This window comes from Streptomyces sp. NPDC048288 (assembly GCF_043201555.1).
Classification (GTDB): Bacteria; Actinomycetota; Actinomycetes; order Streptomycetales; family Streptomycetaceae; genus Streptomyces.
On record NZ_JBICZD010000004.1, the window covers coordinates 72,252 to 86,273 of the forward strand.

Below are 14,022 nucleotides of genomic sequence, written 5' to 3' on the forward strand. Positions count from 1 at the left end.
GGGAAGGCCCGCGCGGCCGGGTGACGGTCAGGCGCCGTCCTCGGCGGACGGCCTGCGCGAGACGCGGTACGCCGTACCGACCGCGCCCACGACGAGCGCCGCGCCGAGCCCGATCTCCTTCAGGTCGAACCCCCCGAAGCTGCCGCCCTCACCGGCCTGCACACCGCGACTGGGCGGAAGCGGCTGCGGGTTGAGCTCCTCACGGCCGTTCGTACCGCCGCCGCCGTCGGTGTCGCTGTCGCTGTCGCTGCCGGTGCCGCTGTCCTCGGTCCGGCCGCCTGTCTGGTCGTCGCCACGGCCGTTCTCGTTGCCGTTGCCGTTGCCGTTGCCGTTGCCGTTGCCGTTGCCGTTGCCGTTGCCGTTCCCGTTTCCGCTCCCGTGTCCGTCCGTGCGGCCCTCGCCGTGTCCGTCCGAACCGCTTGCCGCGCGGGCCGGTTCGGCCGGGGCGCTCAGCCCGGCGCAGGTGAACAGCATCGGGTACAGGGCCTGCGACCCGGTGTTCAGGGCCCCCGCGCCCTGCCCCGGCGGGATCAGGACCGTACCGAACAGGCCGGAGGTGACCGGCGTGGCGGCCCGGCAGCCGCCGTCGGTCGCGTGGGCGGCCGGAGCGGAGAGGACGAGGGCGCCGACGCCCAGCAGTGCGGCCGAAGCGACGCGTATCGCGCGCATGGTGGTTCCTCCGGTCCCGAGGAGCAGCATGCGGACCTGTTCCGCCTGTGCCGGAAATGCACCTCGATGTTCGGAACGCTAGGAACATCCGCACACGCGCGCGAACGTAGTGGGTCGAACGGGTGAGACGACTGGGCCGCCCAGGGGACATCGACGGCGTGGCGCGGTGCGGTTCCCCCGGGCGGCCCGTGGCGTGCGGCCGCGGCCGCTATCCCCTGATGTGCGGGAAGAGGTTCAGGAAGGGCTGCGAGGTCGCCGTGATGCCCCGGCTGTAGGGCTCGTCGAAGTCCCAGATCAGGAAGAGCATGAAGGTGATGGTCGCGGAGAACAGCCCCGCCAGGATCAGCTCGCGCCGGGTGCGCCTGATCTGCAGGGCGAAGACCATGCCGATGGTGACCACGGCACCGGTCAGCAGGCCGAACCACACCACGTTCGGCATGGTCGCCCCCGTCGAGTCGGCCCGGGCGCTGCGCGACTGGTCGACCGCGGCCACCTGGTCCACCAGCGGCTGGTAGGCCTGCGCCTGGAAGTCGGTCTTCGGCTCGTAGTCGGTGACGTCCTCGCGGATCTTCGCGAGCAGCTCGGCCCCCTGCGGGGTCAGCCGTCCCTTGTCGGCCATCACCTTCCACTCCTTGTCGACGACCTGTTTCGCGTAGGCGTCGACGTCCGCCCGGATCCGGTCACGGACGTCGGGCGGATACACCCGTACCCGCTCGTAGATCTCGTGCAGCGCCTGCGCCTCCGCCTGCACATGGTCCTGGGCGGCGCTGCGGGCCTCCCACACCCCGGCCACCGCCAGACCGAGCACGATGGCGTAGATGACGCCGATCCACATGGTCATGTACTCGATGACGTCCGGCGTCTCGGAGGGATCCTCGTCCTCCGCCGCCGTCTTGTGCCGTACGAGGGTGATGATGACCACCACGGCGCAGGCCGCGAGCATCGCGAGGACGAGAACAAGCCAATCCGGCAACGGAAGCCTCCAGAATTCGGTGCGGGGGCCGTCAGCGCGCGCGGAACGCGGCGACGGCGATGATCGCGGGTACGGCGATGAGCAGGACGTAGGTGACCGGGGAGGTGCGGTGCGGGGCCGTCGCACCGGTCGACTGGACGTGGTGCGGCGGGTAGACCACCGGGGTCGGTGAGGGCCGCGGGGTGGGCTTGGGTGGCGGGGTGGGGGTCGGCGTCGGCGTCGGCGCAGGTCGTGGCGCGGGCCGGGGGGCCGGTGGCGGGGTGGGCGTGGGTGTCGGCCTGGGGGCCGGTGCCCGCCGGGGTGGCGGTGGTGGTGCCGGGGCCGGCGGCTTGGGCTTGGGGGTCGGCTTGGGCTTGGGGGGCGGTTTCGGCGGCGGGGTGGGAGTCGGTGTCGGTGTCGGGGTGGGTGTCGGAGTCGGAGTGGGCGTCGGGCACGGTGGCGGGGTGGGAGGCGGACAGGGCGGGGGAGTGGGCCAGGAGTCGCCGGCGACGGCCACGGCGTGGATGCCGTCGGGGCCCGTCGACGCGTAGGCGCAGGCGTCGGCCGACGCCGTGCCGACCGGGCAGCCCACCAGGGTCCACGTCAGCGCCAGCAGGGCCAACACCCTTGGAGCGGGCGCGACTCGGGTCGCTTCGGGTGCATGCACGACGGAGATCATGAGGCGTCGGGCGCCGTCGCACGCCGGAGTACGGATGGATTGGCCCGAACGGGGGACAGGCGGCGTAAACCGGTTTGAATCAGACTGTCCGCCGATTGGCGCGAAGCGTACGCCCGTGCGGGACGCGGCCCGCGGCCACAGTGTCCCGAAAGAAATTTGTGAGCCCGTTGAACACTCCGGCCCCCAGCATCCGTACCTGGTGTCGTGCGGCGGCGCAGAGGCGCTGCAATATCCAGGCGATTATGGGGAGTTGGAAATGAAGACCTCCTGGAGGAGCGCCTCTTTGGTGGCCACGGCCGCGGGCGTGCTGGCGCTGACGACGGCGTGCGGTCAGGGCAACACGACCACCCCGTCCTCGGCGGCGCAGAACGTGGGCGCCACGGCGCCGGCCGGGATCGGCAGCATCACCGACCCGTCCGCCTCCACCGGCGCGGGCAACGGCTACGGCGCCGACGGCAGCCAGGCCTCCAGCTCCCCGGCCGCGGTGCAGCCCGCCGGCAAGCTGACCGTTGCCAGCAACCCCGATCTGGGCAACGTGCTGACCGACGGCAGCGGGCTGACCCTCTACCGCTTCGACGCGGACACCGCGAACCCGCCGAAGTCGAACTGCGACGGCGACTGCGCGACCACCTGGCCGCCGGTCCCCGCCGACGACGCCGCGGCCGGCGCGGGCATCGACAAGGCGCTGCTCGGCGAGGTCACCCGGACCGACGGCACCAAGCAGCTGACCGTGGGCGGCTGGCCGGTGTACCGCTACGCCAAGGACGTCAACGCCGGTGACGTCAACGGCCAGGGCGTGGGCGGCAAGTGGTTCGCGCTGGCCCCCGACGGCAAGAAGGCCACCCTGGCCGACCTGCCCGGTCTCTCCGTCCGCAAGGACGCCAAGCTCGGCGACATCATCGTCGACAAGAACGGCATGACGGTCTACCGCTTCATCAAGGACAAGGCGTGGCCCAAGGTCGTCTCGAACTGCACCGGTGACTGCCTGGCCAAGTGGCCGGCCGTCGCCGAGGTCTCCTCGGACGACACCAAGGGCGTCGTGAAGAAGGGTCTGATGGGCTTCACCCGGCCCGACAACGGCCAGAAGCAGCAGACGGTCAACTGCTGGCCGATCTACACCTTCTCCGGTGACGCGAAGGCCGGGGACACCAACGGTCAGGGCGTCGGCGGCACCTGGTACGCCGTCTCGCCCGAAGGAAAGCTGGTCGGCGCGCCGAGCAATTAGGGATCACCTCCCCAGGGTTGATCGCCCCGCCCACATCCACATTCGCGCATCGCGGAAGGGAGGGCAGAGGCCAGCGAGAGTCCCGGACGACGACACAACGCGCGTACGACCGCCCGCCCCCTCCACACCGCACGGAGGGGGCGGGCTCCTTCGCGTTCCCGGGGCGCCCCCCGAAATCCCCCAAACCGAACACCGAATTCCCAGCTCCTGACCGGGAACGGACGGTCAATTTCCGTTTCGGCTCGCCCTGTTCGCAGGCGATCAGTAGCCTCTGCTCGAACACCGGATCGCCTAAGCCCTTGGAGAGATACATGGAGCGTCCCGCCTGGGCCCCACGGAGCATCGACATCTCGGTGCCGAGCGTTTCGCGTATCTACGACTACTACCTGGGCGGTTCGTACAATTTCGAGGTCGACCGGGAGGCGGCCCGCAAGGCGATGCGGCACCTGCCGGGCCTGCCGAAGATCATGCAGGCCAACCGCGCCTTCATGCGCCGCGCCGTCCGCTACGCCGTGGGCACCGGCATCGACCAGTTCCTGGACATCGGCTCCGGCATCCCCACCTTCGGCAACGTCCACGAGGTCGCCCAGGCCGCGAACCCCGGCGCCCGCGTGGTGTACGTCGACCACGACCCGGTGGCCGTGGCGCACAGCGAGGCCGTGCTCACGGGCAACGAGGACGCGGACGTGGTCGCCGCGGACCTCCGCAAGCCCCAGGAGATCCTGTCGAGCCCTCAGGTGGAGCGTCTCATCGACCTGAATCGGCCAGTCGCCCTGCTCCTCGTTGCCATACTGCACTTCGTGGAAGACGCGGACGACCCGTACGAAGCGGTGGCACAGCTGCGCTACGCACTCGCGCCCGGCAGCCTGCTCGTTCTCACCCATGCCTCGTACGAGGGAATCCCGCTGCCGGCCGAGCGGGCCGAGGGCGCGGTGGACGTATACAAGGACATTCGCAACCCGCTCATCATGCGCTCGCGCGCCGAGATCGCAAGGTTCTTCGAGGGGTACGACATGGTGGAACCCGGACTGGTGCCGATGCCGCACTGGCGGCCGGAGTCGGCACCGGAGGACGAGGATCCTTATGCCTTCTCCGGATTCGCCGGCGTGGGGATCGCGGCGTGAGCGCGGAGCCGGACGGGCCGGAGGACAGACTGCGCCGGTTCGCGACGATCTGGAGCCGGGCGGTGTTCCCGGTGACCTCGACGTCCCTGACCCGGCCGGAGTTCGAGGAACAGCTCCTGCCGCTCGCCCGCAGGCTCAGCGAGGTGCTGCTCGCGCACGGCTTCGACGCCGACGAGGCCCGGCAGGTGGGCGCGGCGCTGATCGACGCGCACTGCACCGACCCGGAGGCGCTCACCCGCACCCTCGACTGCGTCGACGCGTACCTGGCGCTTTACTGCGGCGAGGACGGCCCCCAGGAGGAGCTGCGGATGCGCTCCTCGCGGATCCAGCACGCGATGGCCGCCGGGTTCGCCCAGGCGCTGCGGGAGCGCACGCTGGCCGAGCAGGAGGCCATCGCCCAGGCCGCGTTGCGCGCCCAGGGCGTGGTCGCGCAGGCGCTGCACGCGAGCGAGGCCCGCTTCCGGGCCGTCTTCGAGGGCGCGGCGATAGGGATCGGCATCGCCGACCTGGAGGGCAACGTCCTCCAGGTGAACGGCGCGCTGCTGCGCATGTTCGGCGGCTCCGAGCAGACCCTGCGCAGCCGCAACGTCCTGGAGTGGACGCACCCCGAGGACGCGCCCCAGACCTGGCGGCTCTACGAGGAGCTGGTGCGCGGCGACCGCGAGCACTACCACGTGGAGAAGGCGTTCAACCGCTCCGACGGTACGGTCCTGTGGACCAACCTGACCGTCTCCCTGCTCCGGGACGCCGACGGCGAGCCGCAGTACCAGCTGGCCCTCATGGAGGACACCACCGAGCGGCGGCTGCTCAACCTCCGGCTCCGCTACGAGGCCACCCACGACGCGCTCACCGGCCTGCCCAACCGGACGCTGTTCTTCGAGCGTCTGGAGAAGGCCCTGGCGGCGGGCGAGGGCCAGCGGTTCGGGCTGTGCTACCTCGACCTGGACGGCTTCAAGACCGTCAACGACAGCCTCGGCCACTCGGCCGGCGACCGGCTCCTGGTGGAGGTCGCCGACCGGCTGCAGTCCTGCGCGACCGCGCCCGGCGAGATGGTCGCCCGGCTCGGCGGCGACGAGTTCGTGGCGCTGACCACCGGACCGGCCACCCAGCGCGAGGTCGACGACCTGGCCGACCGCATCATGAACGCGCTCGTCACCCCGATCAGCATCGACGGCCGTGACCTCATGGTCCGCGGCTCCATCGGCATCGTCGAGGGCCCGGCCGGCGAGCGCACCCCGGCCGAGGTGCTGCGCAGCGCCGACATCACGATGTACCGGGCCAAGTCGGCGGGCGGCAACCGCTCCGAGCTGGCGGACCCGGAGGCCGACGCCCGCGCGATCACCCGGCACGGCCTCACCACCGCGCTGCCCGCCGCCCTGGACCGGGGCGAGTTCTTCATCGAGTACCAGCCGCTGGTCCACCTCGGCGACGGCAGCGTCCGCGGCGCCGAGGCCCTGGTCCGCTGGCTGCACCCGCAGCACGGCGTGCTCGGCCCCGACCGGTTCATCCCGCTCGCCGAACACACCGGTCTCATCGTGCCGTTGGGCCGCTGGGTCCTGGAGGAGTCGATCCGCCAGGCCCGCGAGTGGCGAGAACGCTACGGCGAGCAGGCCGGCGCCGGCCCACTGCGCATCAACGTGAACCTCTCCCCGTGCCAGCTCACCCACCCCGGCCTGGTCCAGGACACGGTGGAGATCCTGGAGCGCTCCGGAGTGGCCCCCGACGCCCTGTGCCTGGAGGTCACCGAGTCGGCCCTGATCGGCGCCGACGACGACCTCCTCAAGCCCCTGCGGCGCCTCGCCGAGATGGGCGTCGACATCGCCCTCGACGACTTCGGTACCGGCTACTCCAACCTCGCCAACCTCCGCCGCCTCCCGGTGAGCATCCTCAAACTGGACCGCTCCTTCACCCAGAGCATGCAGCAGTTCCCGGCGGACCCCGTCGACCTCAAGATCGTCGAGGGGATCGTCTCACTGGCCCACAGCCTCGACCTCGCGGTCACGGTCGAGGGCGTGGAGACCGGCGCCCAGGCCGAGCAGCTCCGCATACTGGGCTGCGACACGGCCCAGGGCTGGTACTACGCCCGCCCGGGCCCACCGGAGAGACTGCACGACCTCGCATTGGTGGATGCGACGGGTTGAGCGCTCCGAAGGGGCGCGGGGAACTGCGCGACCAGCCACGCACAACCCCCGCGTCCCGCACGGCGATCCACCACAGCGGCGCGGCCGGGCACAGTCACCTCTCCAGCAGCATCCGCTGAAGCTCCCGAGCGGCCCGGGGCGGAGCCACATCGCTCCGGTGCGCCAGCGCGATCGTCCGGTGCAGCCCCGGCCGAGCCAACGGAGTGACCCGCAGTCCCCGCCCCGACCGGGCCGCCACCATCCGGGGCACCACGGCCACCCCCAGCCCCGCCCGCACGAACCCCAGCACCGCGTCCATCTCACCCCCCTCGACGGCGAACCCCGGCTCGAACCCGGCGGAGCGGCACGCGGCGACGGTCAGCTCCCGCAGGTCGTACCCGTGCCGGAACATCACCAGCCGCTCCCCCTCCAGATCGGCGATGTGCACCCCGCCCCGCCCGCGTCCGGGCACCGTCGCCTCGGGGGAGGAGACCACCACGAGGTCCTCCCGCAGCAGCTCCACGGTCGTCAGCGCGGGCGACGCCGGCGGCAGCGGCAGCACGATGAGCGCCAGGTCCAGCGCCCCGCGCGCCAGCTCCCGTACGAGATCGTGCGAGCCGCTCTCCTCGATCAGCAGCTGGATCCCCGGATACCGGTCGTGGAAGGTTCGCAGCACGTCCGGCAGCAGCCCGGTGCACAGACTGGGCGTCGCCCCCAGCCGCACCCGGCCGCTCCGCAGCTGCACCAGTTCCTGCACCTCGTGCCGGGCGGTGTCGGCGTCCGCGAGGATCCGCCGGGCCAGCGGAAGCAGCGCCTCGCCCGCGTCGGTGAGGGTGATGTTCCCGCGCGCCCGCAGGAACAGATCCGCCCCGAGCTCCCGCTCCAGCGCCTTGATCTGCTGGGACAGCGACGGCTGGGCGACATGGACCAGCTCGGCGGCCCGGGTGAAGTGCCGGGTCTCGGCCACGGCGACAAAGTACTGAAGCTGCTGGAACTGCATGGTGACACGATAGCTTCAGGCTATGGAATCCAGCCGTACCATGTCTTGGACCGATCGGGTCGTCCGGCCCTAGCGTCATCCCCATGGCTCTGGCAACGCGGACGGACCGACGGCCGTCCATGGCGCGCACGATGTGGGACAGCTCCGTCGGCAAGAAGACGGTGATGGCCGTCAGCGGCCTGATCATGCTGCTCTACCTGGTCGTGCACATGATCGGGAACCTGAAGATCTACTTCGGGGCCGGCGAGTTCAACCACTACGCCCACTGGCTGCGCACCATCGGCGAACCGTTCATGCACTACGAGTGGACGCTCTGGCTCATCCGGATCGTCCTGGTCGTCGCCGTGGTCGCCCACGCCACGTCCGCCTACCAGCTCAGCCGCCGCGACATCAGGGCACGCCCCAGCAAGTACGTGCACAAGAAGGCCCGGGCGTCCTACGCGACCCGCACCATGCGCTGGGGCGGGATCATCCTCGCCCTGTTCGTCGTCTGGCACATCCTCGACCTGACCACCGGCACGGTGCACTCCGGCGGCTTCCAGGAGGGCCACCCGTACCAGAACGTCGTGGACACCTTTTCCACCTGGTACGGCAACGTCATCTACATCGTCGCGATGCTCGCGCTCGGCCTGCACGTGCGGCACGGCTTCTGGAGCGCCGCCCAGACCCTCGGCGTCGGCGGCCGCACCCGCGACCGTGCCCTCAAGATCACGGCCGACGTCCTCGCGTTGCTGCTCACGGCCGGCTTCATCGCCGTACCCGTGGGCGTCATGACCGGAGTGGTGAGCTGACATGACCGACTACGTGAACTACCCGACCGGCACGCCCGTCTCTGACGGCAAGGCCCCCGACGGCCCGGTCGCCGAGCGCTGGGACAAGCGCCGCTTCGAGGCCAAGCTGGTCAACCCCGCCAATCGGCGCAAGCACACGGTGATCGTCGTCGGCACCGGCCTGGCCGGCGGTTCCGCCGGGGCCACCCTCGCCGAACAGGGCTACCACGTCGTCCAGTTCTGCTACCAGGACTCCCCGCGCCGCGCCCACTCCATCGCCGCCCAGGGCGGTATCAACGCGGCGAAGAACTACCGCAACGACGGCGACTCCATCCACCGGCTGTTCTACGACACGGTCAAGGGCGGCGACTTCCGGGCCCGCGAGTCGAACGTGCACCGCCTCGCCCAGATCTCCGTCGAGATCATCGACCAGTGCGTGGCGCAGGGCGTGCCGTTCGCCCGTGAGTACGGCGGACTGCTCGACACCCGGTCGTTCGGCGGCGTGCAGGTCTCCCGCACCTTCTACGCCCGCGGCCAGACGGGACAGCAGCTGCTGCTCGGCGCCTACCAGGCGCTCAGCCGGCAGATCGCCGCCGGGAACGTGGAGATGCACCCGCGCACCGAGATGCTCGACGTGATCGTCGTCGACGGACGGGCGCGGGGCATCGTGGCCCGGGACCTGATCACGGGCCGGATCGACACGTACTTCGCCGACGCCGTCGTACTGGCGAGCGGTGGTTACGGCAATGTCTTCTACCTGTCGACGAACGCCATGAACTCCAACGCCACCGCGATCTGGCGGGCGCACCGGCGCGGCGCCTGGTTCGCCAACCCGTGCTTCACCCAGATCCACCCCACCTGCATCCCGCGCACCGGCGACCACCAGTCCAAGCTCACCCTGATGAGCGAGTCGCTGCGCAACGACGGCCGGATCTGGGTCCCGAAGGCCAAGGGCGACACCCGGCCCGCGAACCAGATCCCCGAGGACGAGCGCGACTACTACCTGGAGCGCATCTACCCGTCCTTCGGCAACCTGGTCCCGCGCGACATCGCCTCCCGCGCCGCGAAGAACGTCTGCGACGAGGGGCGGGGCGTCGGCCCGGGCGGGCAGGGTGTCTATCTGGACTTCGCCGACGCGATCAGGCGGATGGGGCGCAAGGCGGTCGAGGCGAAGTACGGCAACCTCTTCGACATGTACCAGCGGATCACGGACGAGGATCCGTACGAGGTGCCGATGCGGATCTATCCCGCCGTGCACTACACGATGGGCGGGCTGTGGGTCGACTACGACCTCCAGACCACCGTCCCCGGCCTGTTCGCGGTCGGCGAGGCCAACTTCTCCGACCACGGCGCGAACCGGCTCGGCGCGAGCGCGCTGATGCAGGGCCTGGCCGACGGCTACTTCGTCCTGCCGGCCACCATCAACGACTACCTCGCCCGCAACCCCCACCAGGAGGCGGTGACCGACGAACACCCCGTCGTCCAGGAGGTGCTGGCCGAGACCGAGGACCGGCTGAACCTGCTGCTGTCCGTCGACGGCGACCGGACGCCGGACTCCTTCCACCGCGAACTCGGCGAACTGATGTGGGAGTTCTGCGGTATGGCCCGCACGGACGCCGGTCTGCGCAAGGCACTGGAGCGCATTCCGCAGATCCGGGAGGAGTTCTGGCGGCGGATCAAGGTGCCGGGGACCGGCGAGGAGTTCAACCAGTCCCTGGAGAAGGCGAACCGGATCGTCGACTACCTGGAGCTCGCCGAGCTGATGTGCCTCGACGCGCTGCACCGCGCCGAGTCCTGCGGCGGCCACTTCCGGGAGGAGTCCCAGACGCCGGACGGCGAGGCCGCCCGCCGGGACGACGCGTTCGCCTACGCGGCGGCCTGGGAGTTCACCGGCACCGGGGACGCCCCGGTGCTGCACAAGGAAGACCTGGTCTTCGAGTACGTCCACCCCACCCAGCGGAGCTACGCATGAAGCTCACCCTGCGCGTCTGGCGGCAGCGGAACGCCGACGCCGACGGAGCGATGTCCACGTACGAGGTGGACGGCATCTCCACCGACATGTCGTTCCTGGAGATGCTCGACACGCTCAACGAGGAACTCATCCTGCGCGGCGAGGACCCGGTCGCCTTCGACCACGACTGCCGCGAGGGCATCTGCGGCGCGTGCTCCCTCGTGATCAACGGGGACGCGCACGGGCCGGAGCGGACCACGACGTGCCAGCTGCACATGCGGTCCTTCCAGGACGGCGACACGATCGACATCGAGCCGTGGCGGGCGTCCGCGTTCCCGGTGATCAAGGACCTGGTGGTGGACCGGTCGGCGTTCGACCGGATCATCCAGGCGGGCGGGTACGTCACCGCGCCGACCGGGGCGGCGCCGGAGGCCCACGCCACGGCGGTGCCGAAGGCCGACGCCGACTTCGCCTTCGAGCACGCGGAGTGCATCGGGTGCGGGGCGTGTGTCGCGGCCTGTCCCAACGGGGCGGCGATGCTGTTCACGTCCGCCAAGGTGAATCACCTGAACGTGCTGCCGCAGGGGGCGCCCGAGCGGGAGACGCGGGTGCTGGACATGGTGGCGCAGATGGATGAGGAGGGGTTCGGGGGGTGCACGCTGGCGGGGGAGTGTGCGACGGCTTGCCCGAAGGGGATTCCGCTCGTGTCGATCACCAGCATGAACAAGGAGTGGTTGCGGGCTACCCGGAAGGTGGGGAAGCGGTAGCGCCGTTGCGGGGTGCGGCGCCGTGGGGGCTGGTCGCGCAGTTCCCCGCGCCCCTGACGGGGCGCTGTCCTTAGACCGTGTCCTACGTGGTGAGGCGGACGTTGACTCGGTATGGGGCGGGGTACGTGGAGTTGGATTGTTCCGGATGGGCTGTGGGAGATCGCGAAACCGCTGATCCCTCCGTCGAGGGTGCGTCCGCAGGGCGGCGGTACGCAGGACACGCCTGATGAGACGCTGTTCGCGGCGATCGTCTACGTGCTGGTCAGCGGTTGCGCCTGGCGGGCGCTGCCGCCCTGCTTCGGGATATCGAAGTCGACCGCCCACCGCAGATTCCTGATCTGGTCGAGAGCCGGTGTGTGGGGCCGCCTCCACGAAGCCGTACTGCACCGGCTCGACGACGCCGGCCTTATCGACGTCACCCGCGTCGTCCTGGACACCGCCCACGTCAGGGCTAAAAGGGGGGCGAACACACAGGTCCGAGCCCCGTGGACCGGGGTAAGCCCGGGTCCAAGATGCACGTCCTGTCGGACGCGAACGGACTGCCCCTCCTCGTCGGCGTCTCGGCCGGCAACACCCACGACAGCGAAGGGCTCAAGCCCATGGTCGAGGGGCACCAAACGAGATACGACCCTCACCGCGGCCGGTACTTCAAGCCCCAGCGCCTCCACGCAGACAAAGCCTACGACCGCGCCGACCTGCGCAGATGGCTCCGTTGGAAGCGAATCGGAGTACGAATCGCCCGCAAGGGCATCGAATCCAGCGAGCGATTAGGACGTCGGAGGTGGGTGATCGAGCGCACGATGTCGTGGCTGTCCGGCTATCGCAGACTCAGTCCCCGCTACGAGCGCCATCCCCGCAACTACCTGGCATTTCTCGGACTTGCCGCCGCTCTCTGCTGTTACAAGCGCCTCGTCCGCCTCACCACGTAGGACACGGTCTAAGCGCCCAACACCAGGCAGTCCCACTTAGTTCTACGCCACGGGTTACACAGGACTCGGCGTCGGCTCCTCGCGCTTCGGAGCAGAAGTGGCCCTGGACCTGCTGGCCGGCCACCGCACCGAACGCACCGGCCTCACATCGGTCTCCCGCCCGCCTTTGCCGTTCCCCTGGAGCCGCTGCATTACCCGATCGCCAGGACGGCCAAGGCCACGCTGGCCCGTGAGGGTCGAACCCGGCCGACGGGGAGCCTTTCTGGGCCTGCTGGACCGCTACGGCGTCGGCTTCAACAGCTGACGCTCCCGCTCTGCGCGTGAGCGCACCCCTACGGAAGAGACAGAGATGGCCAACGGCCTGCACATCAACGGCGTCAGCCGCCCCGGCGACGGGGCGGTGCGCACCCTGGTGGACCCCGCCACAGGGGACCCGGTCGACGAGATCGCCGAGTCCACGCCTTCGCAGGTCTCGGAGGCGGTCGCTGCCGCACGTTCCGCCCAGCCGCGCTGGGCGGAGCACACCGCCGGGAGCGTGCCCGTATCCTGCTCAGGCTCGCCGACCTGGTCGAGGAGCATGCGCACGAGCTGACCGAGCTGGAGGTGCGCGAGTCCGGCAAGCCTTGGACCACCGTGCTCAAGGGCGAAGTGCCCTTCGCCGCGGACAACCTGCGCTTCTTCGCCGGCTCCGCGCGCTCGCTGGAGGGGACGGGCGCCGGGGTGCTCAGCCAGGGCTACACCTCGATGCTGGTACGCCGCCCGATCGGCGTGATCGGCAGCATCGCCCCGTGGAATGTCCCGCTCGTCATGGCGATCTGGAAGATGGGTCCTGCCCTCGCCGCAGGCAACACAATCGCCATCAAGCCCTCGCCCACCACTCCTGGTTCGACACTCCGCCTGGCGGAACTCGCACGAGACGCGGGACTGCCCGCCGGCGCCCTCAACGTCGTGACTGGCGGCGCGGACGTCGGTAGCGCGCTGGTCGCCGATCCGGGAACCGACATGGTCTCCGTCACCGGCTCCACCAGCACCGGCCGGGCGATCACGGCCGCAGCGGCGGAAAGCGTCAAGCGCGTGCACCTCGAACTGGGTGGCAAGGCCCCCGCCCTGGTCTTCGCCGACGCCGACATCGAGGCCTCCACGCGAGCGATCGCACTGGGCGCGACCTACAACACCGGTCAGGACTGCACCGCGGCCACCCGCATGTACGTCCACCGCTCCCGCTACGCAGACGTGGTGGACCAGCTGACCGAGACTCTTGCCAAGATCCGCTTCGGCGCGCCCCTCGACCCCAGCCCCGATGTCGGGCCACTGGTCTCCACCGAACAGCGCGACCGCGTCCACGGCTTCGTCGAACGCGCACGTGATGACGGCGCGCGGACCGTCGTCGGCGGCGAGGTCCCCGACGCGTTTTACCCGCCCACACTGATCGTCGGCGCGCGGCAGAACAGCGAGATCGTCCAGGGCGAAGTCTTCGCCCCGGTCCCGGTGGTGCTGCCCTTCGAAGACGAGGACGAGGCCGTCGCCCTGGCCAACGACAGCCCCTATGGGCTGGCCTCCTCGGTGTGGACGAACGACGTCGGCCGCGCACTGCGCGTCGGCCACCGCCTGGAAGCGGGTGTGACCTGGTTCAACGACCACCTCCCAATCGCCTCGGAGGCCCCGCACGGCGGTGTGAAGGGCAGCGGCTTCGGCAAGGACATGAGCCACGAGGCGGTACTCAAGTAGACCGTCACCGGTCATTTCATGATCAAGCACGCTGCGGCCGACGTCCCCTCGGTCTTCCGGCCGGCGCAGCCGGGCGGGGCCGTGCCCAGCGGGGTCCCGCCTGCACCG

The 14,022-nt window shown here is 70.4% G+C and carries 11 protein-coding genes and 2 pseudogenes; 9 read left to right on the top strand and 4 right to left on the bottom strand.

The window, feature by feature from the left end:
• Positions 1 to 27 precede the first annotated feature (27 nt).
• The 3 genes from ACGFZS_RS15820 to ACGFZS_RS15830 form a co-directional block, all read right to left on the bottom strand.
• Complete coding sequence (locus ACGFZS_RS15820) at positions 28 to 669, bottom strand: hypothetical protein (protein WP_393795519.1); 642 nt, start codon at positions 667 to 669, stop codon at positions 28 to 30.
• 208 nt (positions 670 to 877) lie between these two features.
• Positions 878 to 1,642 (bottom strand): DUF4239 domain-containing protein, encoded by a 765-nt coding sequence (locus ACGFZS_RS15825; protein WP_393534364.1) that lies wholly within the window; start codon positions 1,640 to 1,642, stop codon positions 878 to 880.
• 31 nt (positions 1,643 to 1,673) lie between these two features.
• Positions 1,674 to 1,802 (bottom strand): hypothetical protein, encoded by a 129-nt coding sequence (locus tag ACGFZS_RS15830; protein WP_393795520.1) that lies wholly within the window; start codon positions 1,800 to 1,802, stop codon positions 1,674 to 1,676.
• A 754-nt stretch (positions 1,803 to 2,556) separates the two neighbouring features.
• Here ACGFZS_RS15830 and ACGFZS_RS15835 point away from each other — a divergent pair.
• The 3 genes from ACGFZS_RS15835 (at position 2,557) to ACGFZS_RS15845 (ending at position 6,790) form a co-directional block, all read left to right on the top strand.
• A complete protein-coding gene (locus tag ACGFZS_RS15835; RefSeq protein WP_393795521.1) occupies positions 2,557 to 3,525 on the top strand; it encodes an SCO0930 family lipoprotein in 969 nt (322 codons plus the stop codon).
• A gap of 311 nt (positions 3,526 to 3,836) precedes the next feature.
• Positions 3,837 to 4,649 carry an SAM-dependent methyltransferase gene (locus ACGFZS_RS15840; RefSeq protein WP_393795522.1) on the top strand — a complete coding sequence of 271 codons (813 nt, stop codon included), beginning with the start codon at positions 3,837 to 3,839 and terminating at the stop codon, positions 4,647 to 4,649.
• A complete protein-coding gene (locus ACGFZS_RS15845; RefSeq protein ID WP_393795523.1) occupies positions 4,646 to 6,790 on the top strand; it encodes a putative bifunctional diguanylate cyclase/phosphodiesterase in 2,145 nt (714 codons plus the stop codon). The genes ACGFZS_RS15840 and ACGFZS_RS15845 overlap by 4 nt, the downstream gene beginning before the upstream one ends.
• A 94-nt stretch (positions 6,791 to 6,884) precedes the next feature.
• Here the strand turns inward: ACGFZS_RS15845 and ACGFZS_RS15850 are convergent, their stop codons facing one another.
• The gene (locus ACGFZS_RS15850) at positions 6,885 to 7,769 is read right to left on the bottom strand and encodes a LysR family transcriptional regulator (RefSeq protein ID WP_393795524.1); all 885 of its coding nucleotides are present in this window, start codon (positions 7,767 to 7,769) and stop codon (positions 6,885 to 6,887) included.
• Positions 7,770 to 7,888: 119 nt separating this feature from the next.
• Between ACGFZS_RS15850 and ACGFZS_RS15855 the strand changes: the two genes are divergently transcribed.
• The 6 genes and pseudogenes from ACGFZS_RS15855 (at position 7,889) to ACGFZS_RS15880 (ending at position 13,914) form a co-directional block, all read left to right on the top strand.
• The gene (locus ACGFZS_RS15855) at positions 7,889 to 8,560 is read left to right on the top strand and encodes a succinate dehydrogenase (RefSeq protein ID WP_393796013.1); all 672 of its coding nucleotides are present in this window, start codon (positions 7,889 to 7,891) and stop codon (positions 8,558 to 8,560) included.
• A gap of 1 nt (position 8,561) precedes the next feature.
• Complete coding sequence (locus ACGFZS_RS15860; RefSeq protein ID WP_393795525.1) at positions 8,562 to 10,511, top strand: fumarate reductase/succinate dehydrogenase flavoprotein subunit; 1,950 nt, start codon at positions 8,562 to 8,564, stop codon at positions 10,509 to 10,511.
• Positions 10,508 to 11,257, top strand: coding sequence for a succinate dehydrogenase/fumarate reductase iron-sulfur subunit (locus ACGFZS_RS15865; protein WP_393795526.1), 750 nt, complete (start codon positions 10,508 to 10,510; stop codon positions 11,255 to 11,257). Before ACGFZS_RS15860 ends, ACGFZS_RS15865 begins: the two co-directional genes overlap by 4 nt.
• Before the next feature lie 111 nt (positions 11,258 to 11,368).
• Positions 11,369 to 12,186 (top strand): IS5 family transposase gene (locus ACGFZS_RS15870; RefSeq protein WP_393795527.1). Its coding sequence is split into 2 segments (ribosomal slippage): positions 11,369 to 11,711 and positions 11,711 to 12,186, totalling 819 coding nucleotides; the frame shifts between segments, so codons are not numbered across the junction.
• Positions 12,187 to 12,229: 43 nt separating this feature from the next.
• A pseudogene (locus tag ACGFZS_RS15875) lies at positions 12,230 to 12,490 on the top strand (FAD-dependent oxidoreductase); the annotation flags it as partial.
• A 45-nt stretch (positions 12,491 to 12,535) separates the two neighbouring features.
• A pseudogene (locus ACGFZS_RS15880) lies at positions 12,536 to 13,914 on the top strand (aldehyde dehydrogenase family protein).
• Positions 13,915 to 14,022: the final 108 nt, after the last annotated feature.